Annotated in this window: 21 protein-coding genes; 11 read left to right on the top strand and 10 right to left on the bottom strand. The window is 68.5% G+C overall.

The features are described from left to right. The first annotated feature begins 17 nt into the window (after nt 1–17). Complete coding sequence (gene egtD, locus IE88_RS0109290) at nt 18–938, top strand: L-histidine N(alpha)-methyltransferase (protein WP_202900473.1); 921 nt, start codon at nt 18–20, stop codon at nt 936–938. A 15-nt stretch (nt 939–953) separates the two neighbouring features. Here the strand turns inward: egtD and folD are convergent, their stop codons facing one another. From folD to IE88_RS0109260, 6 genes are all read right to left on the bottom strand, one after another. Then, nucleotides 954–1832, bottom strand: a complete 879-nt coding sequence (gene folD / locus IE88_RS0109285) for a bifunctional methylenetetrahydrofolate dehydrogenase/methenyltetrahydrofolate cyclohydrolase FolD (RefSeq protein ID WP_031553494.1) — start codon at nt 1830–1832, stop codon at nt 954–956. 1 nt (nt 1833) lies between these two features. Next, nucleotides 1834–2136: a YggT family protein gene (locus tag IE88_RS0109280; RefSeq protein ID WP_031553491.1), complete on the bottom strand. Its 303-nt coding sequence runs from the start codon at nt 2134–2136 to the stop codon at nt 1834–1836. A gap of 63 nt (nt 2137–2199) precedes the next feature. Continuing rightward, nucleotides 2200–3147, bottom strand: coding sequence for a sterol desaturase family protein (locus tag IE88_RS0109275; RefSeq protein WP_036766966.1), 948 nt, complete (start codon nt 3145–3147; stop codon nt 2200–2202). A 10-nt stretch (nt 3148–3157) separates the two neighbouring features. Next, nucleotides 3158–3577 carry a hypothetical protein gene (locus IE88_RS0109270; protein WP_031553485.1) on the bottom strand — a complete coding sequence of 140 codons (420 nt, stop codon included), beginning with the start codon at nt 3575–3577 and terminating at the stop codon, nt 3158–3160. An 11-nt stretch (nt 3578–3588) separates the two neighbouring features. Beyond that, nucleotides 3589–5172: a sodium/proline symporter PutP gene (gene putP, locus IE88_RS0109265; protein WP_051881806.1), complete on the bottom strand. Its 1584-nt coding sequence runs from the start codon at nt 5170–5172 to the stop codon at nt 3589–3591. A 105-nt stretch (nt 5173–5277) separates the two neighbouring features. Beyond that, nucleotides 5278–6546, bottom strand: coding sequence for a glutamate-5-semialdehyde dehydrogenase (locus IE88_RS0109260; RefSeq protein ID WP_031553479.1), 1269 nt, complete (start codon nt 6544–6546; stop codon nt 5278–5280). Between the two features lie 372 nt (nt 6547–6918). On the opposite strand from IE88_RS0109260, the gene proB reads away from it, so the two are divergent. Beyond that, a complete protein-coding gene (gene proB / locus IE88_RS0109255; protein WP_031553476.1) occupies nt 6919–8076 on the top strand; it encodes a glutamate 5-kinase in 1158 nt (385 codons plus the stop codon). A gap of 60 nt (nt 8077–8136) precedes the next feature. Here proB and IE88_RS0109250 read toward each other — a convergent pair whose 3' ends face one another. Then, nucleotides 8137–9177: a DUF4380 domain-containing protein gene (locus tag IE88_RS0109250; RefSeq protein ID WP_051881804.1), complete on the bottom strand. Its 1041-nt coding sequence runs from the start codon at nt 9175–9177 to the stop codon at nt 8137–8139. A gap of 140 nt (nt 9178–9317) precedes the next feature. Between IE88_RS0109250 and IE88_RS0109245 the strand changes: the two genes are divergently transcribed. Beyond that, nucleotides 9318–11474: a prolyl oligopeptidase family serine peptidase gene (locus IE88_RS0109245; RefSeq protein ID WP_036766984.1), complete on the top strand. Its 2157-nt coding sequence runs from the start codon at nt 9318–9320 to the stop codon at nt 11472–11474. Nucleotides 11475–11845: 371 nt separating this feature from the next. Further along, entirely contained in the window at nt 11846–12433 is a 588-nt protein-coding gene (locus IE88_RS0109240) for a response regulator transcription factor (RefSeq protein WP_031553466.1), read from the top strand. A gap of 3 nt (nt 12434–12436) precedes the next feature. Here the strand turns inward: IE88_RS0109240 and IE88_RS0109235 are convergent, their stop codons facing one another. Then, nucleotides 12437–14152, bottom strand: coding sequence for a sensor histidine kinase (locus IE88_RS0109235; protein ID WP_156032523.1), 1716 nt, complete (start codon nt 14150–14152; stop codon nt 12437–12439). 49 nt (nt 14153–14201) lie between these two features. On the opposite strand from IE88_RS0109235, the gene IE88_RS0109230 reads away from it, so the two are divergent. After that, nucleotides 14202–16703 (top strand): TonB-dependent receptor, encoded by a 2502-nt coding sequence (locus IE88_RS0109230; RefSeq protein WP_031553460.1) that lies wholly within the window; start codon nt 14202–14204, stop codon nt 16701–16703. Nucleotides 16704–16784: 81 nt separating this feature from the next. Continuing rightward, nucleotides 16785–17501: a DUF1190 domain-containing protein gene (locus IE88_RS17335; RefSeq protein ID WP_031553458.1), complete on the top strand. Its 717-nt coding sequence runs from the start codon at nt 16785–16787 to the stop codon at nt 17499–17501. Here the strand turns inward: IE88_RS17335 and IE88_RS0109220 are convergent, their stop codons facing one another. After that, nucleotides 17502–18920: an SLC13 family permease gene (locus IE88_RS0109220; protein WP_202900472.1), complete on the bottom strand. Its 1419-nt coding sequence runs from the start codon at nt 18918–18920 to the stop codon at nt 17502–17504. Nucleotides 18921–19016: 96 nt separating this feature from the next. Continuing rightward, nucleotides 19017–20060, bottom strand: coding sequence for a PAS domain-containing protein (locus tag IE88_RS0109215; protein ID WP_051881799.1), 1044 nt, complete (start codon nt 20058–20060; stop codon nt 19017–19019). A gap of 154 nt (nt 20061–20214) precedes the next feature. Between IE88_RS0109215 and IE88_RS0109210 the strand changes: the two genes are divergently transcribed. The 5 genes from IE88_RS0109210 to rsmA all read left to right on the top strand — a co-directional run bounded on the left by IE88_RS0109210 (nt 20215) and on the right by rsmA (nt 25685). Next, nucleotides 20215–21702, top strand: a complete 1488-nt coding sequence (locus IE88_RS0109210) for a phosphomannomutase/phosphoglucomutase (RefSeq protein WP_031553450.1) — start codon at nt 20215–20217, stop codon at nt 21700–21702. Between the two features lie 53 nt (nt 21703–21755). Continuing rightward, the gene (locus IE88_RS0109205; RefSeq protein ID WP_081871568.1) at nt 21756–22337 is read left to right on the top strand and encodes a DsbE family thiol:disulfide interchange protein; all 582 of its coding nucleotides are present in this window, start codon (nt 21756–21758) and stop codon (nt 22335–22337) included. Between the two features lie 105 nt (nt 22338–22442). Further along, the gene (locus IE88_RS0109200) at nt 22443–23768 is read left to right on the top strand and encodes a peptidylprolyl isomerase (protein WP_031553444.1); all 1326 of its coding nucleotides are present in this window, start codon (nt 22443–22445) and stop codon (nt 23766–23768) included. Next, entirely contained in the window at nt 23761–24828 is a 1068-nt protein-coding gene (pdxA, locus tag IE88_RS0109195; RefSeq protein ID WP_031553441.1) for a 4-hydroxythreonine-4-phosphate dehydrogenase PdxA, read from the top strand. The genes IE88_RS0109200 and pdxA overlap by 8 nt, the downstream gene beginning before the upstream one ends. Continuing rightward, nucleotides 24825–25685, top strand: coding sequence for a 16S rRNA (adenine(1518)-N(6)/adenine(1519)-N(6))-dimethyltransferase RsmA (gene rsmA / locus IE88_RS0109190; RefSeq protein ID WP_031553439.1), 861 nt, complete (start codon nt 24825–24827; stop codon nt 25683–25685). Before pdxA ends, rsmA begins: the two co-directional genes overlap by 4 nt. Nucleotides 25686–25804 lie beyond the last annotated feature (119 nt).

Raw genomic sequence — 25804 nt, 5'->3', positions numbered from 1 at the left:
ATCGAAAGACAGACCAAGTGACCGATACGGAGTTCGCCCGCGAGGTGCTGGCCGGCCTGCGCCAGAAGCAGAAGGCGCTGAGCCCGAAATGGCTGTACGACCAGCGCGGCTCCGAGCTGTTCGAGGAGATCACGGCGGTTCCCGAATACTACCCCACCCGGACCGAGGACGGCATCTTCGACGAGGCGCTTCCCGACCTTGCCGAGCGGTTCTCCGGCGCGGCAGTGGCCGAGTTCGGCAGCGGATCGAGCCGGAAATCCGTCCGCCTCATCGAAGCGATCTCGCCATCCGTCTATGTGCCGATCGACATCGCCGCGGCATTTCTCGAGGAGGCGGCGGACGGCCTCCGGACCCGCTTCCTCGCGCTTGAGGTCGTCCCGCAGGCGGCCGACTTCACGAAAGCGACGACGCTGCCATCCGCCTTCTCGGAGGCCTCCTCGCGGCTCGGCTTCTTCCCCGGCTCGACCATCGGGAATTTCGATACGGGCGGCGCGGAGGACTTCCTGCGCGAGAGCCTCAAGACCCTCGGAACCGGCGCCGCTTTCCTCGTCGGGGCGGATCTCGTGAAGGACGAATCGGTGCTGCGCGCGGCCTATGACGATGCGGGCGGCGTGACGGCCGCGTTCAATCTCAACCTTCTCACGCGCATCAACCGCGAGCTCGGCGCCGATTTCGACCTCATGCATTTCCGGCACGAGGCGCGATGGAATGCGCAGCGCGAGCGGATCGAGATGCACCTCGTCTCCGCCCTGCCGCAGACCGTCACGGTGGCGGGCGAGGAGATCGCCTTCGCCGAGGGCGAGACCATCCACACCGAGAATTCGCACAAATATACGGTGGACGGCTTCGAGGCGCTGGCCGGGCGCGCGGGCTGGCGCCTCGACCGGATGTGGACGGACGAGAAAGACTGGTTCGGCGTCTTCCTGCTGACGAGCTGAGCCGGCCTTGGCGGGTCAGACGTCGGGGTCGGCGAGACCCCTTCTGCGCGCGGCGGCGAGGACGGTGTTGCGCAGCAGGCAGGCAATGGTCATCGGGCCGACGCCGCCGGGAACGGGCGTCATCGCGCCTGCGACCTCCGCCGCATCGGGCGCGACGTCGCCGACGAGCTTCGTCTTGCCCTCACCCTTTTCGGGCGCATCCACGCGGTTGATGCCGACATCAATGACGACGGCGCCGAGCTTGACGTGGTCCTTGGTCAGAAGGCCCGGGCGGCCGACGGCGGCGCAGAGCACGTCCGCCTCCCGGCAGACGGCTTGAAGGTCCGCCGTGCGCGAATGCGCCATGGTGACCGTCGCATTCGCCGCCTGGAGGAGGAGCGCCAGCGGCTTGCCGACGAGGATCGAGCGCCCGACCACCACGGCCGTCTTGCCGGTCAGATCCGGCAGCGCCTCGGCGGCGAGCATCATCGAGCCCTGCGGCGTGCAGGGAACGAGGCCCCGGCGACCGAGAAGCAGGCGCCCCGCATTGGTTTCGGTCAGCCCGTCCACATCCTTGTCCGGATCGATGGCCGCGATGACGCGCAGCGCGTCCATGCCGCCCGGCAGCGGCATCTGGACGAGAATGCCGTCCACCGCCTCATCCCCATTCAGCCGCTCGACCAGCGCGACCACCTCGTCCTCTGGCGTGTCGGCGGGCAGGCGGTGAACGAAGCTCTTGAACCCCGCCTCTTCGGCCTGGCGGTGCTTGTTGCGCACATAGACCTGGCTCGCCGGGTCCTCGCCCACGAGCACCACGGCGAGGCCGGGCGTATTCGGCAGGCCCTTGGCGGCTTCGGCCACCCGCGCCCGCAGCTTCGCCGAGAGCGCCTTGCCGTCGAGGACGCGCGCGGTCATCTCAGAACCCGTTCCGGACGGCAGGACCGAACACGTAATTGTTCAGACCGAGCTGGATCGCGCGCAGACCGATGAAGACGAAGATGGGCGAGATATCGATGCCGCCCATGGAGGGTAGCATGTTGCGCACCGGCCGCAGGACGGGCTCCGTCAGGCCGTAGCAGGTCCGCAGGATCGCATCGACGATCTGATTGTTCCGGTTCACGATGCCGAAGGCGACGAGCCAGCTGGCGATGATCGTGACGATCAGGATGATGATGTAGAGGTCGATGAGCGCGTTGACGATGTAAGCGATGACGGCCACAGGCGGTTCCTCGAAACTGGTGCTCGCGACTTAGAGAGGGCCGCCCGCCCCCACAAGACCGGCCTACTCCGCCGGGGCCATGGCCGGCGCCCGCCCTTTGCGCCGCGGCGGCAGGCCGGCCTCGGCGCGGATTTCCTCGCTCGTCTTGCGGCTGCCGTCATGGGACCAGCCGGGCGGCGCGAAGGCATAGGCGAGGCGCTGGCGCAGGGTCAGGCCCGGGCGGCTCGCATCCTGTCCGATCGCGACATATTCGTGCACGGCGACCCGAAGCGGGTTGAACGTGCCGATATCCTTGACGAGGCCGTAATTCACCGGCTCCGCCTCGTCCTCCGGCACGAAAGTGCCGAACAGGCGGTCCCAGAGGATGAAGACGCCGGCATAGTTCGAGTCGAGGTAGCGCGGGTTCTTGCCGTGATGGACCCGGTGATGGGACGGCGTGTTGAACACCGCCTCGACCCACCGGGGCATCTTGCCCACCGTCTCGGTGTGGATGAAGAACTGGTAGAGCAGGTTCAGCGAGGCGCAGAAGGCGACGATGCCGGGGTGGAAGCCCAGAAGGACCAGCGGCACTTTGAGGACGAAGAGGCCGGTGGCGAAGCCGAACCAGGGCTGCCGCAGCGCCGTCGTCAGATTGTAGTGCTGGGACGAGTGATGGATGACGTGGTTCGCCCAGGCCCAGCGCACCGTGTGGCTGAAGCGGTGGTTCCAGTAATAGGCGAGGTCGTCGAGGACGAAGCAGGCCGCGACGGCGAAGACCGACAGGCCGATATCGAAGAGCGCGAACTGGTGCAGCCATAGAAGGCCCGCATAGATCGCCGCATAGATGCTGCCCGCGAAGATCAGGCCGAAGGTCAGGTTCCCCGTGCCCATTGCGAGGCTGGTGGTCGCGTCCTTCGTCTCATAGGCGCCCTTCGCGCCGCGCCAGGTGATCAGGCCGATCTCGAGCAGGATGAAGCCGATATAGACCGGCGCCGCGAAGGACGAGATATCGGGCAGGCTCTCGGGGCTCATGGCTGCGAGCCTAGCGCGGCTCGGCCTCTTCCGCGAGACCCGCCGCGGCGAGCCAGTCGCGCAGGCTTTCGGGATCATCGGTGCGCAGGACCAGCCTCGGATCGTCGAAGCCCCGGAGGCGCAGGGTCAGCCGCCTCGCGCGCGCCTGCACGTCGCGGACATCCTCTTTCCCGATGACGCGGACGAGCGGGAAGCGACCCTGCGCCCGCACGACGCCGATGCCGTCTTCCAGAGCGAAAAGGAGCGCGGCCTCCGTAACGAAGGGCGGCCCGGCGACCGGCCCTCCCGTCCGCTCCTGAAGGAGCCGCCGCGCCTCCGCCTCCTCCAGCACCGCCGGGCGGCCATGCCCGGTGCGGTGCAGGAGATAGGCGATGCCGCCGATCCCGGCGGCGACGAAGAAGGCATAGGCGAGAAGCGTGATCCCGCTCATGCCCCCTCTCCTCAGCTTGCCGGTGTCGTCGCCGCGGCGTGTTCGGCGACGAGGCTTTCGGGCGCATCGCCCTTGACCACGGCGGCCATGTCCTCATGGCGGCGCTGGATGTATTCGGGCACGTCTTTGGTCGCGAGGCTGACCCCGACGACCGCCGCCAAAGAGGCGAGGAAGCCCGGAATGATCGCGGCGACATCGCCGCCGACGGGTCCGTAGATCCAGAACAGGACCACGACCGCGCCCGTGACCATCCCCGCCAGCGCGCCGCTGCGCGTCATCCGCTTCCAGTAGAGGCTGAGCAGGATGACCGGGCCGAAGGCAGAGCCGAAGCCGAACCAGGCATTGGAAACGAGGTCGAGGATGTTGCTGTCGTCGTCGAAGGCCAGGAAGATCGCGATCAGCGAGACGGCGAGGACCGAGATCCGCCCGACGGTGACGAGCTCGCGGTCGCTCGCGCCCCGGCGCACGAAGACCTTGTAGAAGTCTTCCGTCAGGGAGCTCGACGAGACGAGGAGCTGGCTCGAAATCGTGCTCATGATGGCGGCGAGGATCGCGGCCAGCAGGAAGCCGGCGATATAGGGATGGAAGAGGATCTGGCTGAGGACGATGAAGATCGTCTCGGCATCGAAGGCTTCGAGGCCGCCCTTGCCCGCGAGATATTCCGCGACCTGACCCTCATTCGCGGCGACATAGGCCGCGCCCGCAAGGCCCGTGCCCAGCGCGCCGAGCACGGTGATGATCATCCACGTCATGCCGATATGGCGCGCCATGGTGACGTCTTTGAGCGACCGGATCGCCATGAAGCGCACGATGATATGCGGCTGGCCGAAATAGCCGAGCCCCCAGGCCAGAAGCGAGATCACGCCGACCACGGACAGCGCCTCGGCGCCGTTCGGCGTCGCCGCCTCGGTCATGCTGAGCATGGCGGGATTGCGCGCCTCGAGCAGGCCTCCCGTGTCTTCCAGGCCGCCCAGCACGCCGATCGTCACGATCGGCACGATGATGAGCGCCAGGAACATGATGCAGCCCTGCACGAAGTCGGTCAGGGACACGGCGAGAAAGCCGCCGAACAGCGTATAGGCGATGACCACGCCCGCCGTCAGGAACAGCCCCAGCGTGTAGTCGAGGCCGAAGGACGCTTCGAACAGCTTGCCGCCCGCGACCACGCCCGAAGAGGTGTAGACGGTGAAGAAGACGATGATGACGACCGCTGACAGGATGCGCAGCGCGTGGCTCCTGTCGTTGAAGCGCTTCTCGAAGAAATCCGGGATGGTGATCGCGTCGTCGGCCATCTCGGTATAGATCCGCAGGCGCGGCGCCACGAGCAGGTAGTTGAAGAAGGCCCCGACCGTCAGGCCGACGGCGATCCAGGCGCTCGACAGGCCCGCGACATAGATCGCCCCCGGCAGGCCCAGAAGCATCCAGCCCGACATGTCCGACGCGCCGGCCGACAATGCGCCGACCGCCGGGCCGAGCTTGCGCCCACCCAGGAGATAGCCTTCGGAATCGTCGGTCGATTCCCTGAAGGCATAGAGCCCGATGCCGAGCATGAGGACGAAATAGCCTGCAAGTGAAATGAGCGCTTCGGTGTTCATGCCTGCCCTTCGATCTTGTGCTTACGCCGCGGCAGTGCACTGCCGCGGCGTCTTCTCCCGGGCGCTGCCCCGCGCCCGATGTCTCGAATTGAAGTTAAACGGACCTTACGGCCGCGTCTGCCCGTCGCCGTGGACCTGATACTTGAACGTGGTGAGCTGCTCGAGGCCGACAGGGCCGCGCGCATGGACCTTGCCGGTCGCGATGCCGATCTCGGCCCCCATGCCGAACTCGCCGCCATCGGAGAACTGCGTCGAGGCGTTGTGCATGACGACCGCCGAATCGATCTCGGTCAGGAAGCGCGTCGCCGCGGCCTCGTCCTCGGTGATGATGGCGTCGGTGTGGTGCGAGGAATGCTCCGAGACCCAGGCCAGAGCGTCTTCGAGACCGTCGAGCACCTTCACCGAAAGGACGGTGTCGAGATATTCGGTGTCCCAGTCTTCCTCGCTGGCGGGCTTGATCCGGTCATCCGCAGAGACGGCGGCCTCGTCGCCGCGCACTTCGCAGTCGCCGAGAGCATCCATGAGCTTGGGGATCGCCTCGCCCGCAATGCTGCGGTCGATGACGAGGCTCTCGGTCGCCCCGCAGACGCCGGTGCGGCGCAGCTTGGCGTTGCGCACGACGGGCACCGCCTTTTCGAGATCGGCGGCCTCGTGGATATAGGTGTGGCAATTGCCGTCGAGGTGGAGCAGCGTCGGCACCCGCGCCTGGTCGCGCACCAGGCTGACGAGCCCCTTGCCGCCGCGCGGGATGACGAGGTCGATCGATTCGGTCGCGCGCAGGAGCGCCGCGACGGCGGCCCGGTCGGGCGTGTCGATCATCTGCACCGCGTCCTCGGGAAGGCCCGCCTCGCTGAGGCCGCGCTTGATGCAGGCGACGAGCGCCTGCGTGGAGCGGCGGCTCTCCGATCCGCCGCGCAGGATGACGGCATTGCCGGACTTGAGGCAGAGCGCGCCGGCATCCGCGCCGACATTCGGGCGGCTCTCATAGATCATGCCGATCACGCCGATCGGCACCGCGACGCGCTCGATCTTGAGGCCGTTTGGACGGTCGAACCGGGCGAGGACGCGGCCGACTGGGTCGGGAAGCTCCGCGATCTGCTCGAGCGCCTGCGCGATGCCCTCGATCCGCTCCGCATCGAGCCGCAGCCGGTCGACGAAGGAATCGGGACGGCCGGCGGCCTTCGCCTCGGCGACATCCTTCTCGTTGACCTCCGCGATCCTGGCGCTGTCCTCGCGCAGAGCGGCCGCGGCGGCCTTGAGCGCCTTGTTCTTGGCATCCGTGCCGGCGCCGGTCAGGGCGCGCGACGCGGCGCGGGCCCTGGCGCCGAGTTCCGCGATATAGGCGTCTGGGTCTTTGAGAGTCTCTTCTGTCATCAGGGTGTCTTTCCTCTTCGGGTCCGAACGAGCAGCAGCGGCGCCATGGGTTCGTCTCGCCGCGCTAGGCCCCCAACACTCCGGAACCCGGTATGATTACTTCCTATACTGAAATGGGTATTGCGCGGTCGCCCACTAACGCAGTTCCGTTACGCACGCAACATCGTGAGATTTCCTCGGCTTTCAACCACCCCGCCCCAAGTAACGGGCCGCGCCGGGAACACGGTTACGGCGCTGATCGCAAAACCAATACGTTAGCTAAACCCGCACCTCACAATTTCGTGATCACCGAATCTTGTAACGGACTGTTTGTTGCGTCGAAACTGTCAGCGTCTATGTGCCCTCCCACAGTAGAAATCAGGACATTTATCCGTGGACGAACAAAAACGTATCGTCGTGAAGGTGGGCTCGGCCCTCCTCGTCAATCAGGATGACCTCACACTGCGCTACGCGTTCATGCACGGCCTCCTCGCCGACATCGCGTCCCTGCGCGCGGAAGGCTATGAGGTCGTTCTCGTCTCCTCCGGCTCCGCCGCGATCGGCCTCGGGACGCTGGGCCTGCGCCCCGAATCGGCGGGCGTGGCCGACAAGCAGGCGGCCGCCGCCTGCGGCCAGCCGCTGATCATCAACGCCTACAAGCAGATCGCGATCGAGTTCGGCCTCGACATCGCGCAGGTCCTGCTGACCTCCGAGGACACGGAGAACCGGCGCCGCTTCATCAACACCAAGAACACGATCGACCGGCTCCTGACTTATGGCATCCTGCCGATCGTCAACGAGAACGACTCGATCACGACCGAGGAGATCCGGGTCGGCGACAATGACCGTCTCGCCGCAAAGGTCGCGCAGATGGTGCGCGCGCCCGACTTCGTCATGCTCACCGGCGTCGAGGGCCTCTACGACCGCGACCCGGCCGAGCCGGGCGCGCAGTTCGTCGAGGAAGTCGAGGATGTCAGCGTCTACCTCGAGGCGACCAAGAGCAAGAGCACCCTCGGCAGCGGCGGCATGCTGACCAAGATGCAGGCGGCGAACATGGCGCAGAACGCCGGCTCGACCGCCTATATCGCCAGCGGCATCCTGGAGCGGCCGATTTCCAGCATCCTCAAGAAGGAGCGGCGCCATACGCGCTGCATCGCGATCGGCGACCCGCAATCGTCCTGGCGCGTCTGGCTGGCCGACCGCCTCAACATGGCCGGCAGCCTCGTCGTCAATGCGGAGGCCGCCAAGCGCATCCGCAGCGGCAAGACCGGCATCCAGGCCGATGACCTGCTTTCGGTGCAGGGCGAGTACAACAAGGGCGACGTCCTGCACGTCTATGACGAGACCGGCGACGAGGTCGCGCGGGGCCTGACCAACTTCCCCTCCAACGAGGTGCTGCTGCTCGCCAAGCAGACCAATGAGGAAGTCTCGGAACTCCTCGGCTATCACAGCGCGGCGGACATCATCTCCAAGGACAATCTCGTGATCCTCGAAGGACACCATCTGACCTGGGACGCTCCCGAACACGACGTGCTGCCGATCTCCGAGTAAGATCCCGATTGCCGTACCGAGGACGACGCCGCGCCGCCCCCCGGCGCGGCGTCGTCTTTTTCAGTCCCGCGGCCAGTCCAAGTGGCGCCGCAGGAAGTCCCGGCGGGCCGCGTCCGTGTCCGCTCCCTCATAGGGCAGGACCTGCCAGCGTTCTGCGGCTTCCATCGCTTCGCCCGGCATCAGCGTTTCGAAGGGAGCATGCAGCTCCATCTCGATGAAACCGCCCAGCGGGGCGCCGGGACGATCGTCGACATAGAATTCGAGCTGCGCCTGATCCTCGTGGATCTCGCTTTCCTCCAAAAGCCCGAAGGTGATCAGGAAGGCCTGGCCGTCATGGAACGCGGCCATCCAGCCGGCGCTCGGAGCCACGAACATCTTGCCCTGCTGTCCCGCAGCGCCGGGCGCGGGCTGCATGTGGAAGAGGCCGCCCTGCACCGCGAAGGCGGGAGCGGTCTCGGGATCGCCCGACATGTTCAGGACATGGACGGCATCGGCCGACGCGGCAGGCGCATAGACCTCAGCGGCGGCGGGAACGCGGGTCACGAACCACAGGTCCCAGGCCACAGCCTCCTCGCGCGCATTCTCGGCCCGCGCCTGAAGCGAAAAGGCGCCCGGCATGTCCGGCACGGCAGCGAAGCGCTGCGTCACCCGCACTCCCGAAACGGGGCTCGGCTCTGAACGAAGCGTGACCGCCTCGCCTTCGCGCGTGACCGGCTCGGCCCGCGCAACGGCTCGCCAGGGGTCGGGCGGCCAGGTCTCTTCGTCCCTTTCGGGCGCGACGGACTGATGGCGCCACCACTGCGATTGCGGCCCGAGCCAGAGCACATGGCCCAAGACGCCGGGATGCGGCGTCGCAGCCGAGACCGGACCGGCGCCCGCCTGCCCGGCCGCTTCGGCGTCGAAGGCGATGAGCGAAGCTCTTCCGTCGAGGGACAGCGCGCTCACCCTGCCGCCGAAGCGGGGCGTGAGCGTCATGCTGGCCTCTCCGCTGCGAAGGATGATGCTCTCTTCCGCCTGCGCATGGGCCGCACCGGCCAGCATGAAGAGGAAAAGCAGCGCCCCTGCCGCCCTCCTCCCGCAGGACACGCCGATCATTCCCATTGCAGCCCTCTGTCTTGCGCCTCGCCGCCTTGTCCCCGCCCGGCTTCCGGCCTGTCAACGCAGCCCTGCAAGAGAAGCCGCCTTGCGGCGGCGCCGCCTGCGCGGCTTACTGCGCCCGAACCATGCTCGAGAGGACGATCATGAAATTTCTGATGACGACCGCCGCAGCGGCGATCCTCACCGCCTGCGCGGGATATTCCGGCGCCGCCTGCGCCGCCCCGGCGCAATCCTCGCAGGCGGGCGGGAGTGCCGCGAATGCTCAGGACCCGTTTCTCTGGCTCGAGAATGTCGAGAGCGAGCGCGCCCTCGAACAGGTGAAGGCCTGGAACGCCCGGTCCCTCGACACGCTTCAGGGCCTGCCCGTCTATGACGCGCTCTACGAGGAGGCGCTCGAGATCCTGACCTCCCGCGCCCGGATCCCCTATGGCGAGATCCGCGGCGGCTATGTCTATAATTTCTGGCAGGACGAGGCCCATGTGCAGGGCCTGTGGCGCCGCTCTCCCCTCGAGGCCTATGTCGCCGGCGAGCCGGAATGGGACGTCCTTCTCGACGTGGATGCGCTGCGCGAGGCCGAGGGCGAGGACTGGGTCTGGGACGGCGCCTCCTGCGCGCCCGAGAGCGACCGCTGCCTCGTCTCGCTCAGCCATGGCGGCTCGGACGCCCATGTCGCGCGCGAATTCTCCCTGGACAGCAGGGAGTTCGTCGAGGACGGCTTCTTCCTTCCCGAGGCGAAGTCCCGCACGGCCTGGGTCGACGAGGACGCCCTGATCGTCGCCACGGAATGGGGCGAAGGGACACTCACGGAATCGGGCTATCCCTTCGTCGCGAAGTTCTGGGAACGCGGCCAGCCGCTCGCGGATGCGCAGACCGTCTTCGAGGGCGAACCCACCGATGTCAGCGTCGGCAGCCTCACCATCCGCCGGGACGGCGAGGACCACGTGTTCTTCGTTCGCGGCAAGACCTTCTACGAAGACGAGATCTTCTCGCTGGAGGATGACGGCGGCCTGCAAAAGCTTCCCCTGCCCGGCCGCGTCGGTTTCGAAGGCATTCTCGACGGGCGGCTCATCGCGCTCCTGCGCGAGGACTGGTCCCATCAGGGCACGGATTACGAGCAGGGCGAGGTCGTCGCGCTCTCGCTCGAGGACATGTCGGCGGAGCGGGTGTTCTCGCCGCAAGCGCGCCAGGCCGTGCGCGGGATCGCGACGGCGAGCGACGCCCTCTATGTCGAACTGCTCGACGATGTGGTCGGCGCGGCGCTGCGCCTCGTTCCGACGGCGGAAGGCTGGCAGCAGGAGGAGCTGCCGCTGCCGGACAACGGCGTCGTCTCGCTCGTCGCGACTGACGATGAACGGCCGGACATACTCCTCTCCTTCGAGAGCCTAACCGTTCCGGACACGCTCTATCACTACGATCCCTCCGGCGGCCTAAGCGAGGTCATGGCCCTGCCCGAACTCTACGATGACGAGGATGTCGTGGTGGAGCAGCGCGAGGCCGAGAGCGCGGACGGCACGCGCGTGCCCTATTTCGTGATGGCGAAGCGGGACGTGCTCGAAGCGGGCGACGCGCCGACCGTGCAATACGGCTATGGCGGGTTCCTGATCCCGACCCTGCCGGTCTATTACGAGACCCCGGCGCGGCCCCAGCACGGCGCGCTGGCCGGCAAGCTCTGGGTGAGCCGCGGCGGCGTCCTCGTGCTCTCGAACATCCGCGGCGGCGGCGAGTTCGGCCCCGCCTGGCACGAGGCGGCGCTCAAGGCGAACCGTCAGCGCGCCTATGACGACTTCATCGCGATCTCCGAGGACCTGATCGCGGACGGTGTGACCAGCCCGCAGAAGCTCGGCGCGATCGGGCGGTCCAATGGCGGCCTCCTGATGGGCGTGATGATGACCCAGCGGCCCGACCTCTACGCCGCGCTCGATATCGGCGTGCCGCTTCTCGACATGCTGCGCTACGACAAGCTTCTGGCGGGGGCGAGCTGGACGGGCGAATATGGCGATCCGGACGTGCCGGAGGAGCGCGAGACGCTCCTCACCTATTCCCCCTATCAGCGCCTCTCGGCGGACGAAGACTACCCCACCCCCCTCTTCTACACCTCGACGCGGGACGACCGGGTCCATCCGGGCCATGCCCGCAAGGCGGCCGCGAGGCTCGAGGCGATGGGCAAGGACTTCTTCTATTACGAGAACATCGAGGGCGGTCATGGCGGCACCGCGAATCAGGAGCAGCTCGCCATGCGGACCGCGCTCGAATACGCCTATTTCGTGCGTCAGCTGATGGAGGGGCAGGAGGCGGACTGACCGGAGCGCCTCGCCTCGGTGGACGCCGCCCCCTCCGGTGAGGAGCTGCCAGTCTCAAGGGGGGGAGAGATGACCGGCGCGGAGCGGCGTCCGAGGAGACGCTATTGAGTTCGGCCCCTGCCCACAAGGCATGCAGAGCACATTCGCGGGAGGTCAGTGCAGCCATGTCCCCCATCGGGGGGGATGGCGGGGCCCGGCAGCGGCATATAGGCTTCCTTCATCCGGTGAGCAGATGAGCTGTCAGCTGGGGGAGAAAGCGGTCCGGCTGGGGGAGGCCGGGCCGCTATCCACCCCCGGATACAGAAGGCCGGATGATGCGGGACATTCTCGGACGAGTCTCCTGCGCTCTTGTCGATCGACGGGAGACCCGAGTGGGCGAAGCGCTAATCATCGACGACCACAAGCTTTTCGGCGCAGGGATGAAGACGCTGGTCTGCGATCTGCCCGGCATCACCGATGCCCATTACTATCCGACGCCGGCGGCCGCTCTGGAGGCCGCGCCCGAAGACGCGGTCCTCATCGTCGCCGACTTCTACGTGCCGGGCTACCCGGCGGCGGACTGGCTCCCCCGGCTCAAGGCGCATTTCCGCGATGCGGTGATGGTGGTGGTCTCCTCATCGCTCAGCCGCGCCGACCGCGATCTCAGCCTCGCGCTCGGCGCGCGCGCCTTCTTCGAAAAGCATGCCCATCCCGAAGTGGTGCTCCAGTCGCTGACCGCGCTGCTGACCGGCCGGACGGTCGAAACGCGGTCCCCCGGCGATCCGACGGGGCGCCTGACGCCGAGACAGCTCGACATCCTGACCGAGCTCGTCCGCGGCAGCAGCCAGAAGGCGATCGCGGCGCGGCTCGGCGTGTCGCCGGAAACGGTCAAGACGCACCTGTCGCGCCTCTACCGCGAACTCGGCCTGAGCGGCCGGGAGGCGGCCGTGCAATGGGCGCGGGAGAACGGCATCGCCTGAGGGCTATCGCGCCAGCGGCACCTTGACCCCGAAGGCCGATCCCGCGCCCGGCTCGGAGCACAGCGTCAGTTCGTGGCCGAGCGCAGCGGCGAGATCCCGCGCCACGGCCAGGCCGACGCCGAACCCCTCCTCCGTGCCGCTTCCGCCCCGCGCGAATTCGTCGAAGATCGTCGCCTGCGCCTCGTGCGCGATGCCCGGCCCGCGATCGATCACCATCAGGTGCACATGGCCGCCGCGCCGCCGCGCCGCCAGCAGGATCGTGCCGCCGCCGTGCCGCACGGCATTGACGAGGAAATTCCGCAGGATCCGCCGCAGGAGATAGGGGTCGGTGCGGATGGTGGCCCGCAGCGAGCGGCAGCGCAGCTCGATGCCCGCCGCATGCGCCATGACCCGGACCTCCGTCGCCAGATCGTCGAGGAGCGGCGTCAGGCCGACATCCTCCAGCCTCGGCTCCTTCTCCCCGTCATTGATCCAGGCGAGCTGGGCGATGCTGTCGAGGATCTCGTGCGCCGCCGTCACGGACGCCTCGGCCGCATCGAGTTCGGGCATGGCGTCGCCCTTGCGCTTGGAGGCATAGAACCAGAGCTGCAGCGCGCTCAGCGGCTGGCGAAGGTCGTGGCCGATCGCGCGCAGCACGCGCTGGCGCCGCTCGGTCTCCCTCTGGGCCCGTTCGCGTGCTTCCTGCTCCCGCCGCAGGGCCTCCGCCAGCGCCAGCCGATCCTGCGTGTCGCGGCGGAACCGTCCATGCGCCGCGAGCACCAGCACCAGGCAGAAGCTTCCGGCCAGGGCGGCGATCATCGCCTGCTCGAACCAGGCATCGGCATGCTGATGGTGGAAATAGGCGACCACCATGCTGACCGTGCTCGCGGCGATGACCGCCATGGTCGGCCAGAGGAGGCGCGCCGAGAGCACGGTGACGACCAGCACGGCGACCGTCCACATGCCGACGCCGCCGCCGACCGCTTCGGGTCCGTGCTCCTGAAGCAGCGGCAGCCTGGCCCAGTTCAGGAAGGGCAGGCCGATCATCGCGATCTGGAGAAGCGGATTGCGCCCGAAGGGGCGCCGCCTCACCGCGAACCAGATCAGGAGCTGGAGCGCGGACAGGCCGATCAGCTCCAGCGCGAACCAGGCCGAGAGGCGGTGGGCCAGTGCGCCCGCGCCCAGGATGACGCTTCCGAGGACGGCGAGGGCGGAGAGGATCAGCGGCTCGAGCCAGAACCACCGCATCCAGTCCGTGTAGAGGAGGTCGGCGATCTGCCCGCCCGCCGGCGCGGCCGATCCGGCAGGCGCGCCGGCGGGCGGCAGCACGGTCGCAAGAACGCCGGCCGCGACCGCGAGACCCGGCGCGAAGAGCAGGAGATGCTGTCCCAGATAGTTCGGCCAGTCGAAGGCGCGATTGGTCAGGAACACGCCGTGGAAGCCGTATTCGGAGACCGCCGCGCCCATCGATCCGAAATAGATGACCGGCACGCCCAGCGCTGCGACGAGAAAGAAGACGGTGAGCCGGTCTCCCTGGGGGCGCCGGTCGAGGAACAGCGCCACGGCCAGGCTCAGGACCGCGGCGGCGAGCGCCGATACCGCCGCCGCGGCGGCGGGCAGCCCGGCAGTCAATCCGCCCTGGCGCAGGACGGAGCCCAGAACGAAGGTGACCGCTGTCGCGCCGAGCGTCGCCAGGACGGCGGCGGCGAGCGGCCCGCGCACGGGCGATCTGGTTTTCAAAATCGACTCCCTGCTATCTGGATGATGCCGTCACAAGGCCGTGTCCCCGATGTCCGTTCTCGCCCTCCTCGCCAGCCTCGTCCAGTCCGCCGCGGCCGGGGACATGATCGACGAGATCGTGGTCGAAGCGGACAGCCCGATCGCCGCCGGCGTCCGCGCCGAGGCCGAGGCCGACCTCGTGGTCGAGATTCTCAGCGCGGAAACGCTGCGCGCGCAGGCATCGAGCGAGCTTGCCGAGGCTTTGGCGCGGGTGCCCGGCGTGACCCTTCAGAGCGAGGGCGGCGATCTGCGCTATGTCCAGCTGCGCGGCATCCGGCCCGCCCTGGGCTCCGTGACCCTCGACGGGCTGGAGATCGGCGCGCCCGGCGCAGAGGGCGGCGGCCGGCAGTTTCCGCTCGACCTCTTCTCCACGCGTCTTCTCGGCCGGCTGGAGGTCGTGAAGACGCCCCTGCCCGCCATGACGGGCCAGGGGATCGGGGGGATCGTGAACCTGCGCAGCCACGACCCGCTGGCCCCGCCTCCTGCCGCGATTTCCGCGCGGGCCGGGGGCGGCGGCAAGACCGCGCTGGAAGAAGCCACCCTGCTCGTCGGGAAGCGCTCGGCTGACGGAGTGTTCGGCGCCGTTCTGGCCGTCACCGCGTCCGCCGAGGACAGGGAGCGCGGCGTGCGCGAGCAGCGCCGCTGGGGCGAGCTGCCCGGCGCGCCCATTCCCCGGCAGCTGCGCAGCTACGACCTCGAAGAGGACGAGAACCGCCTCGGCGGGGTTCTCACGCTGGGCGCGGCGCCGCGGCCCGGCCATCGCGTCGCGCTCAGGCTGATGGGCGCCCGGCTGGGCGAGGAGATGTCGCAGGACCGCTACGAGAACCAGCTTACGGCCGCCGAGGGCGATATTCTCTCCGGCACCGCCCTTTCGGGGATCGGCCTGCGCTTTCGACGCGTCGAGGCGGACAGGGACCTCCTGCTCGCGAGCCTCGAAGGGACGCACGCGCTGAGCGGCATGACCACCGCCTCCTGGACGCTCGCGGCCACGCGAAGCTCCTATGACGAAGCGTTCCTCCAATGGAACTCGGCGGCGCCTGCGCCGGCCGCGCCGCTTTCCTATGTCGTCAGGAACGATTTCCTCCGCTTTCCCGAGGAGCCGCGCTCAGGGCTGATCGAGGCCGCGGGCATCGAGGAGCGGCGCAGCGACCGGGTGGAGATCTCCGACGAGGCCCTTCTTGCGAAAGCCGCGCTCGGCCATGCGGTGACGGCCTCGCTGCGCCTCGATCTCGGGGGGCAGTGGCGCCGGACCGAGCGGCGTAACGCGGTCGACTCGCAGCGCCTCTCGCCGGTGGACAGCCTCCCGCTGGCGGCGGTGTCGCCTCTTCGGACGGCATTCGTGTCCACGCCCCGCGGCGACTATCCGGTGACCGGCATCTCCGGGACCTCGCTTGAGGCTTATCTCGCCGCGAACCCCGGCGCCTTCGCCGGCAATCCCCTCGCCGACCTGATCGCCAGCACGGCGGAGGATTTCACGCTGACCGAGACGGTGAGCGCCGCCTATCTCTCCGCGCATTGGGAAAAGGGCCCTTGGAGCGTCATCGCCGGCCTGCGCGCGGAGCGGACCGATCTCGGTGCGGACGGCACGCTTCTTTCCGTCGGCGGACTGATGCCGCTGTCGCGCTCCGACACCCGGACGGACTGGCTTCCTTCTGTCGTGACGAAATATCAGCTGACGGACAGGATCATTCTTCGCGCGGCGGCCATGCAGCGCGTCGGGCGGCCCGGTTACGACCTGATCGCGCCGCGCGCCGCCTTCGAGAGCGACGGCACGGCCGCGCAGCTCACGATCGGGAACCCCGGCCTCGATGCGCGCAGAGCGGACAGTTTCGATCTGACGGCGGAATACTACCCGGCCCCCGATGCGGTCGTCGGACTGAGCGTGTTCCGCCACGCCCTGTCCGACGAGATCTATCCGCAGGTGACGCTTTACGAGGGCGAAGAGGCGCTCGCGGCGCTCCGGGCGTTCGGCCTCGACGCCCTCGCACCGCCCGGCGGCCTCGACCTCTTGGCGGTGACGAGGCCCGAAAACGTGGAAGGGTACGGCCTGACCGGCATAGAGCTCTCCTTCAGCGGGTCCTTGCGCCCCTTCTCGGAGCGCCTTGCGCCCTTCTCCTTGAGCGCCGCCGTGACGGTCATCGACGAGGACGGCACCTTCGAGCGGGGCTACGGTACCGAGGGGCTGACCCTGGTCGAGCAGACCGATGCGCAGGCCTCCGCCCTCCTCGCCTATGACCGCAAGCGCTTCTCCGGCTCGGTCGGCTATCGCTGGGGCGGGGATTATCTTTCGGGCCTCGGCAGCGCGCCCGCGCGGGACACGACGCAGCGGGCTGCGGGCTCCTTGGACCTGCGCGCCTCATATGCGGTGACGGACAGGCTGCAGCTCCGCCTCGACGGGCTCAACCTGACCGACGAGGTCGCGCGCGAATATCAGGGGCCGGACCCCGACCGTCCGACCCTGGCCCAGCGCTATGGGCGGTCCGTCCTCCTCGGGGTCCGCTACGGGCTGTGATTCCATGCGGGCGCCGCCAGCGGAGAGTTGATCCCCTCCCCCACCTGCACCTACATTTCTTCCGGTAACCGGAGGCCGCCCATGAAACGTTCTCGCGCCGTCCCGCTCGTCCTGATGGGGGCCGCCGCGGCCTGCGAGAGCCCCGAGGAGGCCGCGCGGCGGGACGCGCCGCCCGCGCCGACCTTCCCGACCGAGCAGGCCTGCCTCGACACCGGCGTCTTCGCCCGCGCCGCCTGCGGCGAGCTCGTCGTGCCGGAAGGCGGCGAGGCGCCGCCCGCCGAGGCGAGGGATTACGCCTCGGTCGCAGAATGCCAGGCCGACGACTATTTCCAGGACGATTACTGCGTCGCCAAATACGAGGAAGCCGTCGCCCTGCACCAGGATTACGGCCCGGCCTATTCGGACCTCTCCGCCTGCGAAGCCGATTACGGCGCGGCCAATTGCGGGCGCCAGCCCGTGGCGCAGGCCGGCGGCGGGGGCGGGTTCTGGACGCCCTTCCTGACGGGCTACCTCATCAGCTCGGCCATCAACGACTTCACCCGGCCCCAGCCCTATTACCGCGACCCCTATGGCGGCTACCGCACGCTCGGCGGCTACGGCTTCCGCGGCGGGCGCGGCGGCACTTACGTTCCGGCCAGCGCCTATCGGCAGACCCAGAGAGCCACGACCGGCCGCACCAATGTCCAGAAGGCGCAGGCCGGAAATCTCCGCGCGACGCCCCAGCGCGCGCAGGCGCGGCGCACCACTGTGGCGCGGCGCGGCGGCTTTGGCGGCCGTTCGGGCGGGCGCGGGGGCTGATCAGCCTAGGCGCGGCACGAGGAACTGCGCCGCGGCGACGATCACGACGATCCCCAGCAGGTTCAGCTTCACCCCGATCCGCGCCATGCGCGCGATGGACAGCTCCCCGCTGCCATAGGCCAGCGCATTGGGCGCGGTCGCCATCGGGAACATGAAGGCGCAGGAGGCGGCGAGCGCGACCGGCAGAGCGAGCCGCACCGGCTCCGTGCCGATCCCGGCCGCGAGCGCGAGGACGACGGGCGTCAGCGCCGCCGCCGTCGCGACATTGGAGGTCAGCTCGGTCGCGAAGATGACGCCTGCCGTCAGCAAGAAGGCGATGACCACCACCGGGAGCGGCTCGAGGCCCGCCATTCCGGCGGCCAGGGCCGCGCCGAGGCCTGTCGCCGTGATCGCCGCCGCGAGCGACAGCCCGCCGCCGAAAAGGAGGAGCACGTCCCAAGGAATGCGCGAGGCGGCGGGCCAGTCGAGCAGCATGCTGCCGCGCTCTTCCCGCGAGCCCGAAGGGACGAGGAAGACGGCGATGGCGCCCGCCACCGCGATGCCCGCATCGGTGAGCCCGCCAAAGGGCCGGAGGCCGAACAGCTCCAGCTCCTGGAACAGCATGCGGCGGAAGACCCAGAAGACCGCGACGATCGCGAAGACGGCCAGCGTCCGGATCTCCGGCGGCGTCCAGGGACCGAGCCCGGCCAGCCGCTCGCGCACCACGCGCTGCGGATCGCCGTCCGGCCGCCCCACGGGGCCCGACAGCCGGTTCAGCACCAGCCAGGCGGCGGGCAGAAGAAGGAGGACCGTCGGCACGCCGACCGTCATCCACTGCGGAAAGCCGATATGCCGCCCGGTCATCTCCTCGAGCCCGCCGAGCACGATGAGATTGGTCGGCGTACCGATCGGCGTGGCGAGCCCGCCGATCGAAGCGCCATAGGCGACCGACAGGACCAGCGCCACGGTCAGGGGCGTGCCCGCCCCCCGCTTCTGCCCCAGGGCATGGGCGACCGACAGCGCGACCGGCATCAGCATGATGGTCGTGGCCGTGTTCGAGATCCAGGCGCTCAGGAGCGCGGCGGCGGCGAGGAAGCCCGCGCTGAGCCCGCCGGGCGAGGAGCCCGCGCGGGAGACGGTCAGCAGCGCCAGCCGCTCATGCAGCCCCCAGCGCTCGACCGATTTCGCCAGAATGAAGCCGCCGAGCAGCAGGACGACGATGGGACTGAAATAGGGCGCCGCCGCAGCGCGCATGTCCGCAATCCCGAAAAGCGGAAGGAACAGGAGCGGCAGAAGCGAGGTGATCGGGATCGGGATTGCCTCGCTGACCCACCAGACCACCATCAGAACGAGAAGCCCGGTCAGCGCCCAGGCCTCGAAAGACAGACCCCCGGGCGGCGGGGCCAGCAGGATAAGGAGCGCGAGGACGGGCCCGAGCATGAGGCCAATTTGCTGTCCGCGCGTTTTGGCGCCCCTCCCTCCCTGCATCATACTCGCCTTCGGTCCCTCCATTGCGGAAGGCTAGGCCCGTTCGGGTCAGAGGCGGAAGCGCAGCGTGACGCAGGTTCCCGGCCGTCCCGGCTCCTGCCCGTGCCCGGCCTCGACCGAAAGCTCTCCGTTCAGGCGCTCGATCAGCTTGAGGACGATCCTGCCGCCAAGGCTCGCCTCCGACGGCCAGACATTCTTTTCGGTGCCGTGGCCGTCATCGCTGATGCAGAGGACGCCGCCCTCATCCGTCGCCTCGAGCCCGACGCGGATCTCGCCCGGCTCCCCTGGCCGGAAGGCATGCTGCAGGCTGTTGGTCAGAACCTCGGACAGGAACATGCCGAGCCGACCCGCGGCATCGAGGCCCGCCTCCAGCCGTTCGGTCTCGATATTGGTGCGCACGGCGGTGCGGCCGTCGAGGCCATGCACGCAGCCCGCGACGCGGCTGAGATAGGCGCCGAGCGCCACAGTGTCCGTGCTGCGCTCGGGATGGGGCTTGTTGGTGGCGAACTCGTCATAGAGCAGGCTGATCGCCTGCACGCGCTGGGTCAGCACATCCGCGAAGGCTTCGGCGCTTTCCGCGCCGTCCGCTTCCAGACGGATCATCGCGAGGATCATGGACAGGTGATTCTTCACCCGGTGCTGAAGCTCGGTCAGCCGTTCGTCGAGATCGTGCGCCCGCTCGGCATAGCTCGTATAGCGCGAGCGTTCCGTCTGGACGCCGAGAAAATAGATGACCTCGCCCGTATCGTCGTCATGCAGCGGCGTGATGAGCAGGCGGTTCATGAACGGCGTGCCGTCCGCCTTGTAGTTCAGGATGTCGACCGTGCATTCCTCACCGGCCTCGATGGCCTCGCGGATGATCCTGCGATCGGTCTCATGCGTCCGCTCGCCCTGCAGGAAGCGGCAGTTTTGGCCGATGGCCATGTCCGGCGCATACCCCGTCACCCGCGTGAAAGCGGTATTCACGTAGACGATAGGACAGTCTTCAAGCGTAGGATCGCAAATGACCATGGCGAGGGGGAAATTCTCGACGGTCTTCTTGGACAGCTCGCTGGGGAGGTCGGACAGGGGCAGGTCTTCGGGAGCAGACATCTTCTTTGCGCAGGCAGGGGCCGAAACGGCGGATAGCGTGGAGAGCCCCCCGACAAGGCCTGGGGAACACGGCGGCGTGATCGAATAGTACACACGGCCCGCTTTGCCCGGCAAGCGTCGCCCGGTATGCCTTTTGGCAACAGGAGGAACCATCATGCTGCCAACGCCCCAGACAGGCCTGAAGCCCAATACGCTGGCCTATGAGATGACGCCGCTCGTCAAGCCGACCGGCTTCCGCGAGTACGATGCGCGCTGGATCTTCGAAGAAGAGATCAACCGCCTCGGCATCCAGGCGCTCGGTGCGGGGCTCGGCACGCTGATCCACGAGCTGGGCAAGCGGCCTGAGATCGTCGTCGGCCACGATTTCCGCAGCTATTCCTCCTCGATCAAGCAGGCGCTGATCGTCGGACTGATGAGCGCGGGCATCAAGGTGCACGATATCGGCCTCGCCCTGTCGCCGGTCGCCTATTTCGCGCAGTTCGAACTCGACGTGCCCTGCGTCGCCATGGTCACGGCGAGCCATAACGAGAATGGCTGGACCGGCGTGAAGATGGGCGTCGAGGCGCCGCTGACCTTCGGCCCCGACGAGATGGGCCGCCTCAAGGACATCGTGCTGAAGGGCGAGTTCAAGCCGCGCGAGGGCGGCGCCTATGTCTACGTTCCCGACATGCGCGAGCGTTACATCGCCGATGTCGCGGACACGGTGAAGATCGAGCGCAAGATCAAGGTGATCGCCGCCTGCGGCAACGGCACGGCCGGGGCCTATGCCCCCGAGGCGCTGGAGCGCATGGGCGTCGAGGTGATCCCGATGGATGCCGAGCTCGACTTCACCTTCCCCAAATACAATCCAAATCCCGAAGACATGAAGATGCTGCACGCCATGCAGGACGCGGTGCGCGAGCACGGCGCGGATGTGGCGCTCGGCTTTGACGGGGACGGCGACCGCTGCGGCGTGGTGGACAATGAGGGCGAGGAGATCTTCGCCGACAAGATCGGCGTCATGCTGGCCCGCGACCTGTCCGCCCAGATCGAGAACGCGAAATTCGTCGTCGACGTGAAGTCGACGGGCCTCTTCATGACCGACCCCGTCCTCAAGGAACAGGGCGCGGAGACCGTCTACTGGAAGACCGGCCACAGCTATATCAAGCGCAAGACGACCGATATCGAGGCGGTGGCGGGCTTCGAGAAGTCGGGCCACTTCTTCTTCCGCGCGCCTTACGGCCGAGGCTATGATGACGGCCTGGTCGCGGCGGCGGCGATCCTGAAGATGCTCGACCGCAATCCCGGCAAGTCCATGGCCGACCTGCGCCGCGACCTGCCCAACACCTATCAGTCGCCGACCATGTCGCCCCATTGCGACGACGACAAGAAATACGATGTCGTCGAGAAGATCGTCGATGAGCTGAAGACCCGCACCGAGATGATCGGCCAGAAGGTCGCCGACGTGAACACGGTCAACGGCGTGCGCATCACGGTCGAGGACGGCACCTGGGGCCTCGTCCGCGCCTCCTCGAACAAGCCCGAACTGGTGGTCGTGGTCGAGAGCCCCGCTTCCGAAGAGAACCGCAACGCCATGTTCAAGGCGCTGCAGGACGTGCTCGCCGGCCATTCCGAGGTCGGCGAATTCAACCAGACGCTCTGACCGCGCGGCGCCCCGCCTTTGCGGCGGGGCGCGGCCGCGTCTAGGTCTTCTCCATGAACCGTGCTCTCTACCTCCTGCCGCTCGGCACGCTGGCGGTCATCCTGATCTTCGCCGTGCGCGGGCTCGGCATCGACACCTCGGTGCAGCCCTCCGCCCTGATCAGCTCTCCCGTGCCGGAGCTCTCGCTCGACCCCGTGCCCGGCTTCGGCGAGGCGCTCGAAGCCGAAGATTTCGGCGGCGAGGTCTCGCTCCTCAATGTCTACGGCTCGTGGTGCGCGCCCTGCCGGGCCGAGCATCCCTTCCTGATGGAGCTGGCGGCGAGCGGCGACGTGCCGATCTACGGGCTGAACTGGAAGGACACGCCCGAGGCCGGCGCGGCCTGGCTCCGGGACCTCGGCAACCCTTACGCCAAGGTGGGCCTCGAAACCGGCAGCACGGCCATTCTCGATCTCGGCGTGACCGGCGCGCCCGAGACCTTCCTGATCGACCGCAACGGCGTCATCCGGCACCGCCATGTCGGGATGCTGACGCCCCGATCCTATGAAGAGGACATCGCCCCGCGCATCGCGGCCTTGCGCGAATTGCGGCCGGATCCGGACCCTGTCATGCCCGGCGGCGCCCCCGGCCCCGGCTGACCGCTCCCTTTGCGAGAGTTTCACCGGCGGGCGGTTTCCACTATGGCCCGGCGCGTCTAGTGTCCCAGGCCACGGGCCGCAGGGGCGCGCGCCCGCAAGGATTTCATGAGCGAGCTTATGCTTCGAACGCTTCTGGCGGCAGGATTGATCGGCATGGGCGGCCTGACGGCCGGCCTCGCCGCTTCCCCCGCCGCCGCGCAGGATGCGCCGCAGGCGGCCGAGGACCAGGCGCAGCCGCAGGCCCGGCCGCAGGTCGGCACCGCCGTGGCCGCCGTGGTCAACGATCACCCGATCTCGACCTTCGACGTGCAGCAGCGCGTGCGCCTGATGATGGCGACCTCCGGCGCGCAGCTGTCCGAAGAGGCGCTCGTCCAGATGCAGCGCCAGGCGCTGCGCGATCTCGTCGAAGAGCGGCTCAAGCTGCAGGAGGCCGAGCGCTTCGAGCTGACGATCCCGGATGAGGCGGTGGACGAGGAGCTGGCGCGCATCGCGGCCTCTGGCGGCGGCTCGCCCGAGGCGCTGGCCCGCGACCTGGCCCAGCAGGGCATCGCCATCGAGACGCTGCGCGAGAAGATCCGGGCCGAGCGGGCCTGGGAGGAACTGGTGCAGGGCCGCTACGGCCCGCGCGTCAATATCTCCGAGGGCGAGGTCGAGGACGTGCTGGCCGACCTGCGCGAGCAGAGCCAGACCGAGCAGTTCCTCCTGTCCGAGATCTGCCTGCCGCTCGAGAGCCAGGCCCAGGCCGAGCAGATGCGCCAGGTCGGCATGCAGATGATCGACCAGATGCGCCAGGGCGTGCCCTTCCAGGCGCTCGCCGAGCAGTTCTCCGCCTGTCCCTCCGCGGCTCGCGGCGGCGATCTGGGCTGGCTGCGCCGCGCCGAGATGTCTCCCGAGATCGCGCAGATCGTTCAGAACCTGCAGGAAGGAAACGTTTCCCTGCCCGTTCCGACGCAGGACGGCATGATGGTGATGGTCGCGGTGCGCCAGAAGCGGGATGCCGCCGAGGCCGGCGAGCCGTCCTATCAGGTCGCCTATGCGGGCGCGCCCAAATCGCTCGGCCGCGAGGCGGCGGAAACGGGATTCGCGCGCCTCAAGCAGGCCAATCCCTGCACCGGCGACGCGCTGAGCGTGGATCTGGGCGAAGGCGTCGGCGTGAACGCCCTGCCCATGATGCCCGCCTCCGCCTTCGCGCCGCAGTTCCAGCCCGTGCTCGCGGACCTCGAACGCGGCGAGCAGTCGGATATCCTCGAATCGGAAACGGCGTTCCACAGCGTGCTGATGTGCGCGCGGGACGAAGGCCTCGGCCTGCCCAGCCGCGGGCAGATCGAGAACCGGCTGGCCGCCGAGGAGCTCGATCGCCTGTCGCGCCGCTATCTGCGTGACGTGGAGCGGGACAGCGCCGTCGACCTGCGCATCGCCACCGGTGGCTGACCCCGCGCCTGTCGCGCTCACCATGGGCGAGCCGGCGGGGATCGGCACGGAAATCGCGCTCAAGGCCTATGCGCGCCTGTCCGACGCTCCGCCAGGCGGCGCTCCGGTCTTCTTCCTGATCGACGATCCGGCGCGGGTCGAGAAGATCGTGCGCCTCGTCGGGCTCGACCTGCGCCTGGCGACGATCGAACGGCCCGCCGATGCGGAAAGCGTCTTTCCGCGCGCGCTTCCGGTCCTGCCGGTCGAGGCCGGGGGCGACGCGCTCCTTCATGTCGAACCCGGCGCGCCGACCTCAGCGACGGCGCCTTCCGTGATCGCCTCAATCGAGATGGCGGTGCGGCACGCCTTGTCGGGCGAGGCATCGGGCGTGGTCACACTGCCGATCCAGAAAAAGACGCTGACCGAGGCGGGCTTCGCCCATCCCGGCCATACGGAATATCTCGGCGCGCTCACGGCGGAGGCCGCCCTGCCCCGGGGTTTCGCGCGGGGGCCGGTGATGATGCTGTCGGCAGGCTCCTTCCGCGTGGTGCCGGTGACGATCCACACGCCCCTGCGCGCCGTGCCGGATGCGCTGAGCGTCGACCTGATCGTGCGGACCGGGCTGACCGCGTCCCAATCCCTGATCCGGGATTTCGGCATTGGCAGGCCGCGCCTCGTCATTGCGGGCCTCAACCCGCATGCCGGCGAAGGCGGCACGATCGGTACTGAGGAACAGGACGTCATCGCCCCCGCCATAGAGGCGCTGCGGGAACGCGGAGTGGATGCCATGGGCCCCTTCCCCGCCGACACGCTGTTCCACGAGGAAGCGCGGCGGCAATATGACGCCGCCTTGTGCATGTATCACGACCAGGCGCTGGTGCCGATCAAGACCCTCGCCTTCTACGATGCGGTCAATGTCACGCTCGGCCTACCGATCGTGCGCACCTCCCCCGACCACGGCACGGCGCTCGAGATCGCGGGCAAGGGCGCGGCCCGGCCGGACAGCCTGATCGGCGCGATCTATGCGGCCGCAGGCATGGCGAAGGCGCGCGCGGGCTATGCGGAGGCGACGGAGGAGTGACGACCCTTCCGCCGCTCAGGGATGTCATCAGCGCGCATGGCCTCGCCGCGAGGAAGGGGCTCGGCCAGCATTTCCTTCTCGACCTCAACCTGACCGCCAAGATCGCGCGGCTGACGGGGGCGGGCGGAGGAGACACCGTGCTGGAGGTCGGCCCGGGGCCCGGCGGCCTGACCCGCGCCCTGCTCGATACCGGCGCCGATGTCTTCGCCATCGAGCGGGATGCCCGCGTGATGCCGATTCTCGAAGAGATGCGCGCGGCCCATGACGGCCGCCTCGCCTGGGCCGAAGCCGACGCTCTGCGGGCGGACGAGCCGACGCTTCTGTGCGGGGCCCCGGCGGTGATCGCCTCGAACCTGCCCTACAACATCTCGACCGAGCTCCTCGTGAAATGGCTGACGGCGCGGCCGCGCTGGTGGTCCCGCATGGTGCTGATGTTCCAGCGCGAAGTGGGCGACCGCATCCTCGCCGGGCCCGGCGGCAAGACCTATGGCCGCCTCTCGGTGATCTCCCAGGCGGCCAGCAGGCCGAGCCTCGGCTTCCACCTGCCGGCGCGGGCCTTCACCCCGCCGCCGAAAGTGGACAGCTCGGTCTTGGTGTTCGAGGCGACGCCGCTGCCGGACACCCTCCCGGCGCTGGAGCGGATCACGCAGGCCGCGTTCTCGCAGCGCCGCAAGATGGTCCGGTCGAGCCTTAAGCCTGTCTTCGATGAGGGGCTGGCCGAGGCGCTGGACGCGGCGGACATCGCCGAAACGGCGCGGGCGGAAACCGTCAGCGTGGCCCAATTTTGCCGTCTCGCCGCGCATCTCGACGCTCGGGACAGGCCCGGACCGGCGTCACCGGCCGGAAAGAAACCCTAAAATCATTCCCTTCCAGAAAGGGTTTCGGCAAGGTTAACGTACACGGAACCTTGAAGGCAGGCCGGTCACAAAAGCGCCACTAGATGGTTGATAATTAAGCGGGAACTCGCCCGACACTT

Source organism: Parvularcula oceani, from assembly GCF_000733125.1.
GTDB lineage: Bacteria > Pseudomonadota > Alphaproteobacteria > Caulobacterales > Parvularculaceae > Parvularcula > Parvularcula oceani.
This window is presented reverse-complemented; position numbering and strand designations above follow the sequence as displayed.

What these genes read in the sequence shown, in the direction of transcription:
- folD (WP_031553494.1), bottom strand. Translation starts at nt 1,832, where the DNA reads ATGACCGCGCGCGTCCTCGACGGCAAGGCGCTCTCGGCGAAGCTGCGG.
- IE88_RS0109275 (WP_036766966.1), bottom strand. Translation starts at nt 3,147, where the DNA reads ATGAGCCCCGAGAGCCTGCCCGATATCTCGTCCTTCGCGGCGCCGGTC.
- IE88_RS0109270 (WP_031553485.1), bottom strand. Translation starts at nt 3,577, where the DNA reads ATGAGCGGGATCACGCTTCTCGCCTATGCCTTCTTCGTCGCCGCCGGG.
- putP (WP_051881806.1), bottom strand. Translation starts at nt 5,172, where the DNA reads ATGAACACCGAAGCGCTCATTTCACTTGCAGGCTATTTCGTCCTCATG.
- IE88_RS0109260 (WP_031553479.1), bottom strand. Translation starts at nt 6,546, where the DNA reads ATGACAGAAGAGACTCTCAAAGACCCAGACGCCTATATCGCGGAACTC.
- IE88_RS0109250 (WP_051881804.1), bottom strand. Translation starts at nt 9,177, where the DNA reads ATGGGAATGATCGGCGTGTCCTGCGGGAGGAGGGCGGCAGGGGCGCTG.
- IE88_RS0109245 (WP_036766984.1), top strand. Translation starts at nt 9,318, where the DNA reads ATGAAATTTCTGATGACGACCGCCGCAGCGGCGATCCTCACCGCCTGC.
- IE88_RS0109230 (WP_031553460.1), top strand. Translation starts at nt 14,202, where the DNA reads ATGTCCGTTCTCGCCCTCCTCGCCAGCCTCGTCCAGTCCGCCGCGGCC.
- IE88_RS17335 (WP_031553458.1), top strand. Translation starts at nt 16,785, where the DNA reads ATGAAACGTTCTCGCGCCGTCCCGCTCGTCCTGATGGGGGCCGCCGCG.
- IE88_RS0109220 (WP_202900472.1), bottom strand. Translation starts at nt 18,920, where the DNA reads ATGCTCGGGCCCGTCCTCGCGCTCCTTATCCTGCTGGCCCCGCCGCCC.
- IE88_RS0109215 (WP_051881799.1), bottom strand. Translation starts at nt 20,060, where the DNA reads ATGTCTGCTCCCGAAGACCTGCCCCTGTCCGACCTCCCCAGCGAGCTG.
- IE88_RS0109210 (WP_031553450.1), top strand. Translation starts at nt 20,215, where the DNA reads ATGCTGCCAACGCCCCAGACAGGCCTGAAGCCCAATACGCTGGCCTAT.
- IE88_RS0109205 (WP_081871568.1), top strand. Translation starts at nt 21,756, where the DNA reads ATGAACCGTGCTCTCTACCTCCTGCCGCTCGGCACGCTGGCGGTCATC.
- IE88_RS0109200 (WP_031553444.1), top strand. Translation starts at nt 22,443, where the DNA reads ATGAGCGAGCTTATGCTTCGAACGCTTCTGGCGGCAGGATTGATCGGC.